This window comes from Bradyrhizobium sp. A5, from assembly GCF_042076515.1.
Classification (GTDB): Bacteria; Pseudomonadota; Alphaproteobacteria; order Rhizobiales; family Xanthobacteraceae; genus Bradyrhizobium; species Bradyrhizobium cosmicum.
Window position 1 is genome coordinate 4,444,045 of record NZ_CP148990.1, and the last position, 17,426, is coordinate 4,461,470.

The 17,426-nt window shown below is 61.5% G+C and carries 17 protein-coding genes; 11 read left to right on the forward strand and 6 right to left on the reverse strand.

Annotated elements, in window-relative coordinates; all coding sequences use genetic code 11:
- The first annotated feature begins 3 nt into the window (after positions 1–3).
- Positions 4–1,446, forward strand: a complete 1,443-nt coding sequence (locus WHZ77_RS21430) for a GntP family permease (protein ID WP_375309754.1) — start codon at positions 4–6, stop codon at positions 1,444–1,446.
- Positions 1,447–1,485: 39 nt separating this feature from the next.
- On the opposite strand, the gene WHZ77_RS21435 is transcribed toward WHZ77_RS21430, so the two are convergent.
- The 5 genes from WHZ77_RS21435 to WHZ77_RS21455 form a co-directional block, all read right to left on the reverse strand.
- On the reverse strand, positions 1,486–2,196 hold the full coding sequence (locus WHZ77_RS21435) for a Bax inhibitor-1/YccA family protein (RefSeq protein ID WP_375309755.1): 711 nt from the start codon (positions 2,194–2,196) through the stop codon (positions 1,486–1,488).
- Between the two features lie 137 nt (positions 2,197–2,333).
- Entirely contained in the window at positions 2,334–2,621 is a 288-nt protein-coding gene (locus WHZ77_RS21440) for a YMGG-like glycine zipper-containing protein (protein ID WP_375314782.1), read from the reverse strand.
- A 185-nt stretch (positions 2,622–2,806) separates the two neighbouring features.
- Positions 2,807–3,442 carry a response regulator gene (locus WHZ77_RS21445; protein ID WP_375309756.1) on the reverse strand — a complete coding sequence of 212 codons (636 nt, stop codon included), beginning with the start codon at positions 3,440–3,442 and terminating at the stop codon, positions 2,807–2,809.
- A 142-nt stretch (positions 3,443–3,584) separates the two neighbouring features.
- Positions 3,585–4,211: a response regulator gene (locus WHZ77_RS21450; RefSeq protein ID WP_375309757.1), complete on the reverse strand. Its 627-nt coding sequence runs from the start codon at positions 4,209–4,211 to the stop codon at positions 3,585–3,587.
- A gap of 111 nt (positions 4,212–4,322) precedes the next feature.
- Complete coding sequence (locus WHZ77_RS21455) at positions 4,323–5,432, reverse strand: ATP-binding protein (protein ID WP_375309758.1); 1,110 nt, start codon at positions 5,430–5,432, stop codon at positions 4,323–4,325.
- Between the two features lie 236 nt (positions 5,433–5,668).
- On the opposite strand from WHZ77_RS21455, the gene WHZ77_RS21460 reads away from it, so the two are divergent.
- From WHZ77_RS21460 to WHZ77_RS21490, 7 genes are all read left to right on the forward strand, one after another.
- Positions 5,669–6,022, forward strand: coding sequence for a hypothetical protein (locus tag WHZ77_RS21460; RefSeq protein ID WP_375309759.1), 354 nt, complete (start codon positions 5,669–5,671; stop codon positions 6,020–6,022).
- 463 nt (positions 6,023–6,485) lie between these two features.
- A complete protein-coding gene (locus tag WHZ77_RS21465; RefSeq protein ID WP_375309760.1) occupies positions 6,486–7,649 on the forward strand; it encodes an AI-2E family transporter in 1,164 nt (387 codons plus the stop codon).
- On the forward strand, positions 7,650–8,129 hold the full coding sequence (locus tag WHZ77_RS21470) for a DUF992 domain-containing protein (RefSeq protein WP_375309761.1): 480 nt from the start codon (positions 7,650–7,652) through the stop codon (positions 8,127–8,129).
- A gap of 28 nt (positions 8,130–8,157) precedes the next feature.
- Positions 8,158–9,498, forward strand: a complete 1,341-nt coding sequence (locus WHZ77_RS21475) for an amidohydrolase family protein (RefSeq protein WP_375309762.1) — start codon at positions 8,158–8,160, stop codon at positions 9,496–9,498.
- A gap of 577 nt (positions 9,499–10,075) precedes the next feature.
- Positions 10,076–10,318, forward strand: a complete 243-nt coding sequence (locus WHZ77_RS21480; RefSeq protein WP_375309763.1) for a hypothetical protein — start codon at positions 10,076–10,078, stop codon at positions 10,316–10,318.
- A 150-nt stretch (positions 10,319–10,468) separates the two neighbouring features.
- Complete coding sequence (locus WHZ77_RS21485) at positions 10,469–12,178, forward strand: alpha/beta hydrolase (protein WP_375314783.1); 1,710 nt, start codon at positions 10,469–10,471, stop codon at positions 12,176–12,178.
- 63 nt (positions 12,179–12,241) lie between these two features.
- Positions 12,242–12,559: a hypothetical protein gene (locus WHZ77_RS21490; RefSeq protein ID WP_375309764.1), complete on the forward strand. Its 318-nt coding sequence runs from the start codon at positions 12,242–12,244 to the stop codon at positions 12,557–12,559.
- 831 nt (positions 12,560–13,390) lie between these two features.
- Here the strand turns inward: WHZ77_RS21490 and WHZ77_RS21495 are convergent.
- On the reverse strand, positions 13,391–13,696 hold the full coding sequence (locus WHZ77_RS21495; protein WP_375309765.1) for a hypothetical protein: 306 nt from the start codon (positions 13,694–13,696) through the stop codon (positions 13,391–13,393).
- Between the two features lie 333 nt (positions 13,697–14,029).
- Between WHZ77_RS21495 and WHZ77_RS21500 the strand changes: the two genes are divergently transcribed.
- The 3 genes from WHZ77_RS21500 (at position 14,030) to WHZ77_RS21510 (ending at position 17,425) form a co-directional block, all read left to right on the forward strand.
- A complete protein-coding gene (locus WHZ77_RS21500) occupies positions 14,030–15,280 on the forward strand; it encodes an ABC transporter substrate-binding protein (RefSeq protein WP_375309766.1) in 1,251 nt (416 codons plus the stop codon).
- 129 nt (positions 15,281–15,409) lie between these two features.
- Entirely contained in the window at positions 15,410–16,237 is an 828-nt protein-coding gene (locus WHZ77_RS21505; RefSeq protein ID WP_375309767.1) for an AraC family transcriptional regulator, read from the forward strand.
- Between the two features lie 177 nt (positions 16,238–16,414).
- Complete coding sequence (locus WHZ77_RS21510; protein ID WP_375309768.1) at positions 16,415–17,425, forward strand: branched-chain amino acid ABC transporter permease; 1,011 nt, start codon at positions 16,415–16,417, stop codon at positions 17,423–17,425.
- The last annotated feature ends 1 nt before the right edge of the window (position 17,426 follow it).

The following is a 17,426-nucleotide window of genomic DNA, read 5'->3' on the forward strand; positions in this document are numbered from 1 at the left end:
GCCATGGGACTCGTGGGGATACTTCTCGGTCTCGGCTTGCTGATGTGGCTCGCGTATCGCGGATGGAGCGTCCTGATGGTTGCCCCGGCCGCGGCGATATTGGCGGCCGCGATTTCCGGCGAGCCACTTCTCGCTCACTGGACCCAGACCTTCATGGGCGGTGCCGGGCGGTTCGTGACGCAGTGGTTTCCCATGTTCCTGCTCGGCGGGCTGTTCGGCAAGCTGATGGACGACAGCGGTTCAATCACGTCGATCGCGCGGTTCCTGACCGAACGGCTCGGCACCCGCCGCACGATGCTATCGGTGGTTCTGGCGTCAGCGGTGGTGACTTACGGCGGCGTCAGCGTTTTCGTCGCCTTCTTCGTCCTGGTCCCGATGGCGAGAGAGATGTTTCAGGCTGCGAACCTGCCGCGCCGCCTGATGCCGGCCGCCATCGGTCTTGGAGCATTCACATTCACGATGTCGGCAATGCCGGGAACGCCGTCCGTCAACAATGCCATTCCGATGCCGTACTTCGGCACGACAACCTTCGCGGCGCCCGGTCTGGGCATAATCGCCTCGATCATCATCATGGTTCTCGGCATGTGGTGGCTCCGGCGCGCCGAGGCGGCAGCGCGCAAGGTAGGCGAGGGTTACCACGATGGACTGGCGACTTCTCCCGTCAACGAGACAATTCGCGTGCAGGCGTCGGCGGCCGGCGATTTCGATCCGGCCGAGTTTCAGCACGGTCAGCACAGTGCCAGCGTGCCTCCCTTCACTCTTGCGGTGCTGCCGCTGGGCGTCGTCATCGGCATGAACTTTCTCATGTCGCTCGTCATACTGCCCCGTCTCGACTTTTCGTTCCTGACGGAGAAGATGTGGGGCGGAACGACGATCGGAGCGGTAGCAGGCGTCTGGTCGGTCGTAATTGCGCTTGCGGCAGCGACCCTGACCGTTATTCTCCTCAACTACAAGCGTCTCCCGGCGCTACGGGAGAGCCTGGACGCTGGCGCCATCTCATCCGTATTGCCGATACTGACGATCGCCAGTCTCGTCGGCTTCGGCGCCGTGGTTGCCGCCCTACCGGCCTTTGCAGATGTGCGCGATGCGCTGCTCTCCGTCGGCGGAGGCCCCCTCGTCTCCCTCACGATCGCCGTGAACGTGCTGGCCGGATTGACCGGCACCGCGTCCGGGGGAATGGCGATCGTCCTCAACATCCTCGGCGACACGTATGTGCGGCTTGCCGCGGAGCACGGCATCGATCCTGCACTCATGCATCGCGTGACCACGATCGGTGCCGGCACGCTCGATGCCCTCCCGCACAACGGCACGGTCCTGTTGCTGTTCCAGATCAGCGGGTTGACCCACGGCGAGAGCTATCTCGATATGGTAATGACCGTGATCGTGACTTGCATCATCGCGCTTGGCGCCGTCCTCGTCCTGGGATCGATCTTCGGATCGTTCTGAACGGCAATGATCGTCGAAACGGCGCAGCCGACATACCAGCTACCGTCGGCCGCCTGCCAGGCGCAGCAACATCAAGAAGAGATTGAGGAAATTGAGGTAAAGTGACAGCGCAGCGATCACGGATTTGCGCCCAGCTATGGTATGGCCGTCGCCGGCATCATACATCGCCTTAATCCTCTGCGTATCGTAGGCGGTGAGCCCGGCGAAGACAGCGACTCCCACGATCGAGATCAGCCAATCCATTCCCGAAGACCTAAGGAAGAGGTTGACCAAGCTTGCGATGATGACACCGATCAAGCCCATGAATAGGAAGCTGCCGAGCCCGGACAAGTCGCGTCTCGTGGTATAACCGAATACGCTGAGCGCCCCGAACATAGCGGCCGCGATGAAAAAGACCCGCGCGATCGAGGCGCTGGTGTAGATGTGCAGGAGCGTGGAAAGCGATACGCCGACCAGCGCCGCATAGACGAAGAACAGGAGCCGCGCCGTTCCGACCGACAGCGAATTGATGCGCGATCCGATGAAGAACACGAGCGCGAGCGGCGCCAGGATGAATATCCACATCACCGGGTTCTGAAGCAATGCAGGACCCGTGAGCTGATAGGTCAGCCATGCCGCCACAGCAGTGAGGCCGACGCCCGCCGCCATGTAGTTGTAGATGCGGAGCATGTAGTCGCGCAATCCGACGTCGATCGCAACAGCGGCGCCACCGAGGCTTGGGTTCGTGAGATCTGGTTCATAGTTCGACATTTGTTGCCTCCTGAAACCTCGCCTCCCCGAACGCGGGGCGCGGCGGGCTCTCGCGCAGGGACCATCGGTCCGGTCACTCGAGCGCCCGACTATCTTCCACCGCTTCTCTCAGGACGCACACCATCCGCAAGATCCCGTCAGCGGCAGTATCTGCTGGACACCGGATGGGAACGCCCGTTGCGGGCGCGGTACCAGCACCGACCGTGGCGCCAATAATAGTTGTGCCAATGCCGATGCCGCGAATTGGCGCCGGCGATCGCTCCGGCGGTGGCGCCAATTGCCGCGCCTCGTCGCCCGCCAACCGCCCCGCCAATGATGGCGCCCGAGACGGCTCCTCGCGCAGCGCTACTTTGCGCAACGGCCTCGGATAGGGAAACCGTCGTCGCAAGGCCGATCAGGACGAGCAAAATCAGTAGTCGCCTCATATCACGCTCCTCGTCAGGCCCTTCGCGGAATTGCCAGGACTTTCGCCATGCCGGATCAGCGATCGCGAGCACGCCGGCACCTGCGCTAGCTTTACGCGATGGGGCGCAATGCGGCGTTCCTCAAAAACCCTGATTGTCGGCGGGAAATATACCGAGCAGATCGCTTCGTTCCGCGACCAGACCTCTCAAGGCGCGACCAGCTTCTTGCGGATCGCGTAGCGGACCACTTCGGCCGTCGACGACATCCCCAGCTTGCGCATGGCCGACGCGCGGTGTGTCTCGACAGTCTTCACGCGCAGCTTCAGGACGGCGCCGATGGAGCGATTGGTGTGGCCCTCCGCGATGAGCTGAACCACACTCTGCTCGCGCGAGGTGAGCAGCATGTCGGACCTGTTGTGCTTGCTGAGCTGATAGTCATGTAGCATCTTCTCCAGCAGAATGCTGGTGAAATAGGGCTTGCCGTCGAGCAACGCCTCGATCGCCGAAATCAAGTGCTTTTTCGCGTCGGACTTGAATAGAAAACCGCGAACGCCGGCCAGAATCGCTTCGGTCAACAGCTCCTCGCTCTCGTGCATCGTCAGTATCAACACTTCCGTGCGCAGCTGCATGGACTTGAGACGACGACTGACCTCCAGCCCGTTCATCACAGGCATCGAATAATCGACGATCACGACGTCGGGGAACGTCTCCAGCGCCAATGCAATGGCTTCCTTGCCATTAGTTGCTTCTCCGCTGACGGTCCACTCGGAGCGAGTTTCGACGATGGCGCGGATTCCGGAGCGCACCACTTCATGATCATCCGCAACCAGGATGCTCTTCACGGCGTCGTTCCCGTGTGCCGATCCGCGGCATCAAGGAAATTGCCGGCCGCAGATTGGGTCAACGATACCGGCAATCATTCGAGGCGTTATCCTAGAAAACCCCTGATGTCGCCGGGCAAATACCCGATGGGCACGCGCCTGCTCACAAATCAATCAGCCCCACCCGGGCCGCATATCGGACCAGACCCGCTGTCGAATTCACGTCAAGCTTCCGCATTGCCGCTGCCCGATGCGCTTCCGTGGTCTTGACGCTGAGGCCCAGGATGACACTGATGCCCTTGTTGCTGTAGCCTTCTGCGACCAGTTTGGCGACGAGCTGCTCTCGCGGCGTAAGCCCGTTATCGGGCGCCATAGCACCCCTCACACGGTCGAATTCGCTCGAGCTGCTCCGGATGCTGAACGGCCTGTGCGCAAGAAGCGAATCCACGGCGGTCAGCAGGAACCTGCTCGCATCCGACTTGGACAGGAAAGCGCGCGCGCCGGCCTGAAGGGCCTGTTGCGCGAGTAGACTGGAATTGTGGACGGTGAAGATCAACACTTCGGTCTGAAGTGGGTATTCCCTGATCCGACGCGCGACCTCTACTCCCGTCATGCGCGGCATGGAGAAGTCGACGATGGCGACGTGAGGTTGGTGCTCGATGGCGGCGGCGACCGCCTTGCTTCCGTCGGTCGCTTCTGCAACGACCTCCCAGTCCGCGCGTTGCGAAAGCACGGCGCGCAAGCCTGAACGCACCACGTCATGATCGTCGGCGATAAGGATCCGCTTCATGGCGGAGCACTCCAGGTTCGTTGACTCAGGAGCCGGCCCCTCAAACGGGAGGAGCCGGCCACTGGTGGCCAGTGTTCTTTCTTCTACCTGCCTGCGTAAGCCCTCATGGTCCTAGTGACCTCTCGCGCCGACTGAGTCCTTCACAGCAAGGTCATAAGGCAATACTGCGCAGAGCGTCGTGCCGTGGCCCGGTCCCGCCGGATCGGGCTGGATGTCGAGCCTGCCGCCAAGCCGCTCGACTCTGGCTCTCATCGCGGGAATGCCGACCCCGATCGATATCGATTTCCCGCCCCGCGCCGGGTGGCCGAGCGGAAAGCCGCGCCCGTTGTCCCTGATCGTCAGCCGAAGACGCCCGTCGGTCGCGTCGATCGCGATCTTGACCTCCGTGGCCTTCGCGTGGCGAAATACGTTCGTCAGCCCTTCCTGAACGACGCGCAGCAGCGAACGCTGGCTCTCGTAAGGCAATCGGTCGACGACAGCCGGAATTCTAGTGCTGACCTGCAGCGAAGCGCGCGTAGCAAAGCCCCTGGCATACTGCTCGATCGTCGCCTTCAGCCCGTCGATCGTCAGGCTTTGGGGATGCAGCAGATAGGTCAACGCTCGGATTTCTCTCAGAGCCTCCTCGAGCGAGGCGTCGATTTCATCACAGAGCTGTTCTCCACCGGGGAGAGCACCGAAATGGGTGCGGATCCGCATCAAGCCGAGGCTCGCAGCGATCAGGTGCTGACAAGTCGAATCGTGGAGCTCGGACGCGATCCGCTGCTGAATGTCCTCCTGGATGGAGGCCAAGCTGAAGGCCTTCGGTTGTATTGCGCTCTCGGAGGACTTCCTATCGAGGATCCGGTGGCTGCCGATCAATCGGACGATGACGCCGGCTACCGAATCGATGATCGGGACGATTCTGGTCTCGATGTTCTGCCGAGATCCGCCCAGCGCGAGACGATGGCGAATTCTGATCTCGGTCCTTTCCGCGAGACACGCCTGCAAGGCTTCACAAACGGACTCAGCGTCTTTCCTGCCAATGCAGTCGGAAACCTCGAGGTTCCAGATTTCCTGCGAGGACATCTCAAGGCGTGATTCAAACGACGGATTCACACCCTCGTACACGAAATTCCCGTCACCCAAAGGACGTACCGCAAAGAGAAGATCGTCGGCGCAATCTCGGCATGTCCGGTCATTGCCGGCTTTGAAAGCAACTTGACATCCCGGACTGGACTTCAAGACATCACCCTACGGTTGTACCAATTATTACCCCGCAGCGAATACATTACCAAGTAGTTTTTCACCGAGGCATCAAATCGGGGAGAGACTGTCGCGACATCATGCATGTCCCTCCAACATGCCGCGGCCACACTCAAAAGCATTACAAAATCGCCTTAAATATGCCTGCAAATCTCGGCGCTCCCAGAGCTCGCCGCCCGAGGTGCCGCACCTCGCCGGCTTGGCCGAGAGGGGGTATGAGCCCTAGAGGCAGACCGGATCGTTTGCAGAAGCTTCGCGGTCGCGGGGATCTCATCCCTTTGGCCAATGCCCCTTACATATTTGTCACTGGAAGGCGGAATCGCACCGGACTAATCCAGGGCGTGCGCTACTATTTTCATATTGTCGACAAATACGGTCTCTCCACAGACGAGGTGGGCTTCGAGCACGCCGATCGGGACGCTGCCATCCAGCACGCTCGGCGTATTGCGGCAGAGCTCACCAAGGCTGGCGATTTTTTCGGAATGGGCGTTGTGCTCGTCGCCTTGGCAGCCGTTCCACGAGCCCTCTCAACGAATTGCCGACAGAGCAGGGTCGCGCCCGAGACCTGAAAGTCGCCGCGTGGAATTCGGCGCGCCGATTCCCGCCCCGCCCGCCTACAGAGTATCCCTGATGTGCGGGTCGAAAGGCGATCTCTAAGGTTGCGGATCAGGAAGACCAAGACCCGCGATCGATCTGCTGCACGCATCTCGATCTGAAGTCGCTTTGGTCCATTGGAGCTGAAGATGTATCTCCGGACAATATGCTGCGCTCTGATACTCGGGGGATCGATGGCGGCGATACATCCGATTTCCTCTCTGGCACAGTCGTCCGTGACGGGCACATCCGCGACACGGCAACCTACCCACCCCCCGGTTACGAACAGGTCGAACACACCGAACACCAACACGAATCCGACCAAACATCGCCACTGGCGTCATCGGGGAGGCGTGCATCCACATTATGGCAGCCGCCGCGTTCGCACTTAGGTCCACATGCGAGGAGGCTGCACTGCACCTGCGAGATGCCCCGACGATGAGCAGTGCGCTGACAGGACAGGATCGCCCACACGAGGTCGCGCCACGCGCCCCTCCCGATGGGCCGGCAACCGACGGGCGCCCCGGCTATCTCGCGACGAGCATCATTTTGCTGGCGACCTGCGTCGCGCTCTTTCTGGTATGGCAAACCACGCCAAGTCTCCTCGTTGTCTTTGCGGGCGTGCTCTTTGCCGCATTCCTGGATGCCGCAGCGAGAGCACTCGCACTCGTTCTTCCGCTTGACCGTCCCTGGCGGATGGCATTAGTCCTTGTCCTGCTCACGGCGTTGGCGGTGTTCGGGCTGGTCTGGGGCGCGGGCAAACTGCCAGAGCAAACGCGGCTTCTGCTCATGGTCATGGATGCCCAGCTAGACCTGCTGCAGAAGCATCTTCTGACTTACGGCTTGGAGTTGCTTGGACCGGACTGGGGCCGCGACTTCACGCAATGGCTGCTGTCCGATCAAAGCCGCCTTCTCAGTCATGCCCGGCTCGTCCTCGGCGGCGCCTCCAGCGTCCTGACCACCGCGCTCGTGATCACGTTTCTCGGCATCCTCTTTGGCTTTGATCCGATCAGCCATCGTGAAAGCCTCGTGTTGCTCGTGAAGCCGTCATATCGCCCCCGGATGCGGGCGGTAATGAACGAGATGGGAAACGTGTTGCGGCTGTGGTTCGTCGGGCAATTGATCCGTATCGTCCTGATGACATTGTGTGTGTGGGGCGCGCTTTACGTCATCGGACTGCCCGGGCCTTTCGTGCTTGGTCTCCAGGCGGGCCTGTCAAACTTCGTTCCATATCTCGGGCCGATCGCTGCCGCAATCCCGATCGCGCTCGTCGCGATGCCGCTCGGCAGCTCGGTGCTGATTTGGGCCGTCGCCGTCTACACGTTCATTCAGTCGGTCGAGGGCTACGTGATCGGCCCACTAATCCAGCGCCAGGCGATCGAGATTCCTCCCGGCTGGACGCTCGTTGCGATCGTCCTCCTGGGGACGTTGTTCGGTGTCATGGGCATCGCGCTCGCGATGCCGCTGGTCGCCATCGGCCGCATCGCGATCATCAGGTTTTACGCCGAGGACTATCTCGGCGATGCCCGCCACGATCCCGCCGCGTCGCCATCGGCAGCCGAGGTCCGGCCCGTCGACTCTCGCACTCAAATGGAGCTCTGAATGAACCTGCTTCTTGCAACAATCGGAGTATCCGCGTTGCTTTGCGCCGCCGCGCCATCATCGCGTGCCGAACCATTCAGGGTCGGCAGACTCTTGTGCGCCAGCACGCCGCGCGTTGGGTTGGTCCTCGGATCGACCCAGGAACTGCGTTGCGTATTTCACGCGGTTAATCCCTCCCGGCAATACATCTATGAGGGACGGATCAGGCGCGTCGGCCTCGATCTGGGTGTCACCAGCGCGGGCACGCTCTCTTGGGCTGTCCTCGCGAGGAATTCACGCATCGGTCCCGGTACGTTGCGTGGAAACTATGTGGGCGCGAGCGGGAATATCGCATTGGGGCCGGGTCTCGGCGCCAACGTCCTGATCGGCGGCTCTCGCCGAACGGTTATCCTCCAGCCGTTATCGATCGAGCGATCAATTGGGCTGAACCTCGCAGCCGGCGTGACTAATCTTACGCTAGGCGCGCGCGGGAGGAGATGACGACATGCCGGCGGAAGGAGCTATGCTGATGCGAAAAGCTGAATGTGCTGCGATTATTCTTGCGACGTGCACCTTGCTCAACTCGGCGGCGGCGCAGGAGCGCACCGCCGTCACCATTTTCGAGAACGTACGCATCTTCGACGGGAGGAGCCTGGCGCTTTCAGCTCCATCGAATGTCCTCATCCGCGGCAACATTATCGAGCGGATCGCGACCGCGCCCATCCCGATCGATCGTCGGGCGGACACCCGCATCATAGCAGGCGGCGGGCGCGTGCTGATGCCTGGGCTCAGCGACATGCATTGGCACGCGACGATGGTTCGCCCGACACCAGCCCAAATGCTGTCGAGCGACCTTGGCTATACGACGCTGCTGGCGGGCGCGGAAGCGACGGCGACGCTGATGCGGGGGTTCACAACCGTCAGAGACATGGGCGGTCCCGCCTTCTCGCTGAAGCGCGCGATCGATGAAGGTATCGTCCCGGGCCCTCGCATCTACCCATCGGGCGCCGTCATCACCGTCTCCGGCGGCCATGGAGATTTCCGCGAGCTCTGGGAGCTGCCGCAAAGCCAGGGCGGAACGAGCCGCGTCGAACAGCTCGGCGGAAGCATGATCGCCGATAGTCCCGACGAGGTTCGCAAGCGCGTGCGCGAACAGCTCATGCAGGGAGCGTCCCAGATCAAGCTGACGGCGGGCGGAGGCGTGGCCTCGCCTTTTAGTCCACTTGATGTGACCACCTTCAGCGAAGCGGAACTACGGGCGGCGGTCGAAGCGGCTACCGATTGGGGGACGTATGTGGCGACCCACGCATACACGCCGAACGCCATTCGGCGGTCCATCGCCGCAGGCGTCAAAGTGATCGAACATGGTCACCTCATGGATGAGCCGACTGCACGTCTCATTGCTGAGAAGAATATCTGGCTGAGCACGCAGCCATTCGTGGACCTCGGCGGTGCCGCCATGCTCCCCCCAGCCCAACAAGCGCAGATGCGTCAGGTCGTGGCGGGAACCGACACTGTGTACGGTTTCGTCAAGAAATTCGGGATCAAGACTGCCTTCGGAACCGATATCCTCTTCTCGAAGGCACTGGCCGAGCATCAGGGTCAGGGAATCGTGGACCTCACGCGCTGGTTCACGCCGGCGGAAGCGCTGGCAATGGCGACGTCGGCCAATGGAGAGCTGCTCGCACTTTGCGGTGCGCGCAATCCTTATCCAGGCAAGATCGGAGTGGTCGAAGAAGGCGCATTGGCCGATCTCCTGCTCGTCGACGGCAATCCACTGGAAGACATTCACCTCATCGCGGACCCCGCCAACAAGTTCGTCATCATCATGAAGGACGGCATCATCTACAAGGACACCAATCCCAAATGACCTCCCACGGCTGCGCAGATCGACGCTCCTCGCCGGTCCGCCAGAATCCGGAGAGGCGATCGGAAATGCCCGTGCGGCGCCTCAGGGTTTCATCTGATGCAGGACTTGGGTGGTCACCACTAGGTTCGAGCGCAGCCTGTTGCGAACGATGCCTTCGGCAACCTGTCGCGAGGATCGATTGGTAGTCCGGGGCCTCTCACGTCGTGAGGCGGAGGAGTGAGAAAATGAGCACGTCGACACGCCGCGCTTTGCTCGCCATGGCTCGGAATACGCTTGCCGCGGGCGCTGTCGGCGCAATGGGCGTGTGTCTGATCGAGATTGCCGAGGCAATGCCGGCGGCATCCCATCCTGGAGGCGCTGAGGAGCCGTCAGATTTCGTGACAAATGCGCAATGGTGGGGAGCCCCGCCCCCGCCGCGTCGGGGGCGTCCGTCGCCGCTTCGTCGTCGCTGGAAATGCTACTGGCATCGCGGCCATCGTCATTGCGGCTGGCGATGGGGTTAACGGCGCAAACGCGACATTGGCCCGGTAGACTTGCCGGAAAACCCGTGCAAGCCAGCCATATGATGGAGGAAACCGTGCCCAGCAGGATTCATTGGTTCATCGGCGTCGTACTGGCGGCACTTCTCGTTGCCACCGTCTGGTACCTGGTGTCGGTCTGGCGGGCGACCCCCTCAATGCCGCTGTATGGCAACATCATCGTCGGCGCCGCCGCCATACTTGCGCTCGTGGCGGGCTGTGGCCTCACGGCATTGATGTACTACAGCCGCCGGAGAGGTTACGACGAACCCGCGCGTGCCAACAAGCTGCCGCGAGAGTAAGGCAGTGGAAGATTGATGCCGATCCTGCTGTACTGCTCGATAGCCACGAGGTGAGTTTTCGCACTTGCGCTGCCGGTCCTTTGCCGTTCACGCAAGTTCGATATAAGCGGCGGAATTCCCAAACTGCGTTGGAGGTGGCGCGGCGTGAGCATCGTCAAAATTCCGGCGCATGTTGTCCGGCGGTCCTTGTCTTCTCTGTCGGGCGTCGGATTGGTCTTGGGAGCGTTGTTTTTTGCGGCCGCGCTCACGCCGACGCTTGTCCCGCGAAGCTATCTGACGCAAGGGGTCCTTGCCGGCGCCTGCTTTACAATTGGCTACGAGATCGGCGTGCTCTGGCGTTGGCTCTGGCACTACCTCGAACTACCCGAACCATCGACCCACATCCGATCGGCCGTCAACCTGATGGTCGCGGCGGGCTGCTTTGTGATCATCATTCTGTTTCTCTGGCGGGCGGCGGAATGGCAAAATTCGATCCGTGCCGCCATGGACATGGAGCTGGTTGAAACCGCCCATCCTCTCAAGGTCTCCGCCATAGCGCTCATCACGTTCTTCGCGCTGCTCGTGCTGGCGCAATCGTTCAAGCTGGCTACCAGCTTCCTCTCTGCCCGGATCCGGCGGTTCATCCCGAGGCGGATTGCGAACCTGGTCGGCCTCCTCCTAGTCGTCGTCGTGGTCTGGTCGATCGCCAACAATCTACTCATTCGCGCAGCCTTCAGCGCGCTGGATTCGTCGTTTCGGGAGCTTGACGCCTTGCTTGAACCGGAGCGGCCGCAGCCTGCTGAGGTCGGACGAACGGGAAGCGACGCGTCGCTGGTGAAGTGGAATGAACTCGGGCGTGCCGGGCGGGAGTTCGTGGCTTCCGGACCGACCGCCGCGCAGATCGGAGCATTCACGGGCCGCCCGGCCCGGGATCCGCTCCGCGTCTATGTGGGCTTGCGCGGCGCGGAAACGGCGCGTGCGCGCGCAGAGTTAGCACTGGACGAGCTCAAGCGCCAAGGAGGGTTCGAGCGCTCCGTTCTTGTCGTCATTACCCCGACCGGCACAGGCTGGATCGACCCGGCAGCGATGGATGCGATCGAGTATCTTGCCGATGGCGACGTTGCCAGCGTCGCCGTGCAGTATTCCTATCTCAACAGCCCGCTCTCGCTGCTGTTTCAACCGGAATACGGCGCGGAATCCGCGCGAGCCCTGTTTGCCGCGATCTACAGGCATTGGACGACGCTGCCGAAGGATCGGCGCCCAAAGTTGTACCTTCACGGCCTGAGTCTTGGAGCAATGAATTCGCAAAACTCCGCCGAGCTGTTCGAGACCATTGGCGATCCGATCGCCGGGGCACTCTGGAGCGGTTCACCTTTCACGAGCAGGATCTGGCGCTCGATCACAGCGAACCGCAATGCCGGCTCCCCGGCCTGGCTGCCCACATTTCGTGATGGCCGCTTCGTGCGGTTTATGAACCAGAACGGGCCGACCGTCGCCCCGGACACGCCATGGGGCCCGATGCGCGTCGTCTTCTTGCAATATGCAAGCGATCCGATCACATTCTTCGACCATCGGTATGCCTACCAGCGCCCAACCTGGATGAATGCGCCGCGCGGCCCGGACGTCTCGCCCGAGCTGCGATGGTATCCTGTCGTGACCATGCTGCAGATCGCCGTCGACATGGCGGTAGCAACCGGTACGCCGCTCGGGTACGGCCATGTCTACGCGCCGGAACACTATGTTGAGGCATGGGTTGCCGTTGCCGATGTCCGAAATTGGTCTGCCGAAGCACTTACAAGGCTCAAGAGTCACCTCGGAAATACTGCGAGGGTCTCTATCGGCGCTGGCGGCGGCAATCCCTACGTCGACAGGGGCGGATAATGGCTTGTCGATCTAGCTAAGGTGTTGAACCGGCACCGGTGCTGCTGACGGATTGGAGCTTCGATGGAACTCATCGCGGGCTTCCAGGCGCAAGCGGCTGACAGATCGAAGCCAGCACGAGTCACTTGGAATCGGCGATCCTCAAGCTCAGCGACGCTCTCGATGCCATACCGGGCGGAGGGCGAGCTGATCGCCGAAGCCGTGAATGACTATTGCCGCACAATCCGGATCTTTCGCCTGGTCAATAACGCAGTTCTCTACATGATCGATGCCGGCAGCTGCATGTCGCGCGACGTGCCGGAGCATGCGTTCAAGCCCCATTTTCGCAACGAAGGAGCTCGGACAGTCAGCGGTACTCGTGGCTTAAGCGCGCAGAGCTGAGCGCATCGCAAGCTCGTCGATGCCGCCGCCTGTTTCCCGACATGCCTCTGTCTGCCAATCTCCGGTTGGCGCCAGAAGCTGTCAACATCAGATCTGCCTCGTTCGGCAAACGCTCGCATCTCTGGTGCGCCAACTGCTACCATCAGGAGCCGGAAATCGCACGAGATCGTAGCTTGGCATACGAAATCGAACAATTGGAAGCGGGGGAGCAACTCGAACCCCCGACCCCGGCTTTTGCTTTCTCACTGCAGCTCACGCGACACCTCGAGATTCACCTATGCTGGGCCCTCGCGAGATAGCTAAGCATCTTAGGCCCTGCGCGGGCGCCCAGCGCTGCGCAGCGCACCCGCTCTCTATCCGTCGACGCATTGCGGACGTCGCGCAGCTCCAACGAAGGAGTCCCGACTTGCCTGCGATGGATTCCTCTTGATCTGCCGGTGCACACGTCGTGCACACGCCGCCTTCTACCGATTGAAACACTTGAACTTTCGCTCCAATCCATCATGGGGGCCGTAGAAATTTTTCGATCTAAGCCGTTCATTTAACTGAGATGGACTGACTGGGAAATTGGGTTTGATCAAGCCTCTGCTGCCTGGCTCGTCCAGGACCATATGTGCATGAACTGGAAGCGAAAATCTGTTCTTCGGATTATCAGTGCACACGTCCGGCGCACGGAAGCGAGGCTGCACGCGCCACATTTTCGAGACCCTTACGGCGGGAAGTCGGCTGTCGCTTCCATCTCCTGGCCAAGGTCGACAACTTCACCCGGGAATGCCTGGCTGGACACCTCACATGCCTTGGACCACGCCGATTGGGAGCACTGACAGCCCCTCACGGCACGACAGCTTCAATCTCCTGCCCGATATCCAACCGCGGCGGCATCACAAACTCGATCATCCGACGCTGATCTATCTTAATCTCGACTGTCACCGCCCTGTCAGGCGCGAAGTAGACTATCTTGTTCTCGACCTGCATCTGCGTGCCTCGCACGCCGCATAGAGCATGCGGGCACACTCGATTTCGAACAATGCGGCCGCCCTGCTTCGCAGCACCATTTTGCTCTGGCGGCTTGTCCTTGACGACGGCATCGCGCGAGACGCTAATGACCTTGCCGTGCAGCAAGCCGTAGCGGGCCAACGTTTAAGGTACTGACCTCGATCTGGGCATCTTAGCCGTGCACGACGAAGCCCTTGTCGCGGTTGGAGATCATCGCCTCGACTTCCATGCTACGGCCGCGCGGCACGATCGAGTCTATTGCATTGCGAAACAATTTGCGCCGCAATATTCAAAATGAGACTGCCCGTTAAGCCGCGCATGGCTCCGACGCGTGCGCTGCATCCGAGTTCGGCTAGCCTCCCTCCCAATAAACCGTCGAAGCGACCGCTCGCCTTGCCGAAACGCCGCACCGCGCGGCGGACGCGCGAGGGTGCGGCGAAAAACAGCGACAAGAAAACCCCAGGGAGGAGAGCAATGTTGAAAGGCAGTCTAGGACTGATCGCGTTGAGCAGCCTGTTATTGTCGGGCACCGCCTTCGCGCAGGAGAAGATCAAGGTCGGCGTCACCGCCACCCTCGAAGGCACTTATACCGTGCTCGGCGAGGACGGCATCCGCGGCTTCCAGACGGCGCTCAACGTGCTGGGTAAGAAGGTCGGCGATAAAGAGCTCGAATTCGTTATCGCATCGACTGACGCAACGCCGGACTCCGCCGTCCGCGCCGTGCGAAAACTGATCGAGCAGGACAAGGTGCAGATCCTGCTGTCGCCGCTGTCCGGCGACGAGGGCATCGCCGTCAAGAATTTCGCAAAGACCCATCCGGAGCTGACCTTCATCAATGCCGCTTCCGGCGCCCAGGAAACGACCTATGTCGATCCGGCTCCGAACTTCTTCCGCTACAACATGGACGGTGCGCAGTGGCAGGTGGGCCTCGGCAAATACGCCTATGACGAAAAGAAGTATCGCAAGATCGCGACCGTCGGCGAGGATTATTCGTTCATCTACACCCAGGTGTTCGGCCTAGTTCTCGAATTCTGCGGTGCCGGCGGACAGGTCACCAACCGGCAATGGGTGCCGCTCGGCACCAAGGATTTTGCCTCGGTGATCGCCGCGTTGCCAGACGATGTCGATGCGATCTACCTCGGCCTCGGCGGCGCCGACGCCGTCAATTTCCTCAACCAATACCAGCAGGCCGGCGGCAAGGCGCATCTGATGGGCGGTTCGATCATGATCGACCAGACCATCCTGTCGTCGAAGGGCAACGCCAAGAGCGCGTTGGTCGGGACGCTCGCCGCGAGCGGCCAGGCCGACACCTGGGAGAATCCAAATTGGCAGAAGTTCGTGAAGGACTATCAGGACGCCTTCCCGCCAAACAAGCGCTTCCCGAGCCCGTCGCTGCTCGCGACCAACTATTACGGCTCGACCATGGCGCTGATCCTGGCGCTGCGTCAGGTCAACGGCGATCTTTCCAACAACCAGGCCAAGTATAAGGACGCCCTCGCCAAGATCGAGCTCGACGCGCCCAACGGCAAGATCAAGCTCGACTCCAACCGCCAGGCGATCGGCACCAACTTCGTCACCGAGGTCGTCGACGACGGCAAGGGCGCGCTGTTCTCCAAGGTCGTGAAGGTGATCCCGAACGTGAATCAGACGCTGGGCTATGACCCCGCGGTGTTCGCCAAGATCGGTTTGCCAAGCCGTACAGTACCAGAATGTAAGAAGTACTGACGTAGTCTCGTTCGCGAGCCATGACTGACCGGGGAGAGATTTGCAAAGAGCGCGACACGTGCGCCCTTGCATTCTCTCCCCGGTTGTTGAACGTTACCGAAAAAGACAAGAGCTACTGGGAGAGAAGGCATGAGCCGGGCGCTCGCCGTCTTCCACGGCCGCTTCGGCCGGGCGACGGTCTATCAGTTGAACCGCCCTTTCAACATCCACGCACATCGCGAAGGTCATCTGATCTTCCATGTCGGGGGGCGTTCCGCATGCATCGATGTCAGCGACGGGCGTTACGAGCTCACCGAAGGCTCCGTCGTCGCGATCAATCCATGGGAGCCGCATAATTTCCTGCCCTCCGATCTCGACGGCGGCGCGGTTTTCTTCGTGCTCTATGTCAATGCGGAGTGGTTCGCGCCCGATGCGCCGGGCGCCGACCGCCTGCGCTTCGGCCGGACCCAGTTCTCGCGGTCGCTTGCGCTGGACAAGCAGATCAGGCATGCCGCCGCCCTCGTGTGCGGCGCACCCTCGCTCAACAGCCTCGATGCCGAGCTGCGAAGGCTGATCGACGTCTGCTACGACGAGAGCTGGCAGCAGGCCGCGACCGCGCGCGATCCGCGCCCAAACGGTTCCGTGACTGATTTTCGCGTTCGCAAATGCATCAAGATGATGTCGGAGAGTCCCGGCGCCGAGATCGAGCTCGACACCATCGCTCGCGAATCCGGCCTGTCGCGGCCTCATTTCTACCGGCTGTTCCGCACCCAGACCGGCGTCACCCCACACCTCTATCTCAACACGCTGATGATGGAGCAGGCGCTGGAATCGCTGGTGGCGAGCGAGGCACCGATCGCCGATATCGGCTTCGATCTCGGCTTCTCCTCGCAAAGCGGTTTCACTCGTTTCTTCGCCGCCAATGTCGGGATGGCCCCGACCGATTATCGCCGCGCCGCCAAGGTTTTGCGCGCCTGACCGGTGCGCGAAAAGATACTGTCGATCAAACGTCTCCCTTACAGCCGCATTAGGGTGTACGGAACGCGGTCCCGAAAAGAGGATCGCGCTCGACAGGGAGCGTACGTTCATGGCAGGGCTTGCGGCCGGTGACGGTCTGCGTGCGACCTTGCCTCGCAAGCGGTGCGAGGTGAAGGCATGACCCGCTTTGTAGAGCGTCATCCCGCCTGGGCGCTGATCGTCATCATCGCGATTGCCGTGGCGCTGTGGCTGATCTTCGCGGTGTGGCCAGCAGGGCTTGAAGAGGCGATCGGCCGCAAGCGGGTCTTCCTCAACGCGCTCTTCAACGGCATCACGCTCGGCGGCCTCTATTTCCTCGTCGCGAGCGGCTTTACCCTGATCTTCGGTCTGATGCGCAACGTCAACCTCGCGCACGGCTCGCTGTATCTGTTCGGCGGCTATGTCGGCTACGCCATCAGCGCCTCGACCGGTTCCTGGATCCTTTCCTTCATCATCGCCTTCATCCTGACGGCGCTGGTCGGCGTCCTGCTCCAGGTCCTGGTCTTCCGTCGCATGGAGGGCCAGGACCTGCGTCAGACCATGGTAACCATCGGGCTCTCGATCGTGTTTGCCGATCTGATGCTGTGGGCCTGCGGCGGCGACTTCTACCAAATCCAGACGCCGAACTGGCTGATCGGGCCGATCGAGCTGCCGCTGATCACCGCGGTGAAGCCCTCGGGCGAGCCGGTCTATTTGCGCTATCCGCTGGTGCGGCTCGTGATCTTCTTGGCCTCCGCGATCATCGGCATCGCGATGTGGCTCGCGCTCAACCGCACCCGGATCGGCATGATCATCCGCGCGGGTGTCGATGATCGCGACATGCTCGCCGCGACCGGTGTGCGCATCCAGATCGTCTTCGTGCTCGTCTTTGCGCTCGGCGCTGGCTTGGCGGGCATCGCCGGCGTGGTCGGCGGCACCTTCCAGTCGCTCTCCCCCGGCGAGGACATCCGCTTTCTGCTCGCGTCCCTCGTGGTCGTGATCGTCGGCGGCATGGGTTCGATTCCCGGTGCCGCGCTCGGCGCGCTGATCATCGGCCTCGCCGAGCAGCTCGGTTCGGTCTACGTCCCGACCTATGCGATCGTCGTGACGTTCCTGATCATGGTGCTGGTGCTGGCGGTGCGGCCGCAGGGCCTGCTGGCGAGACGCTGAC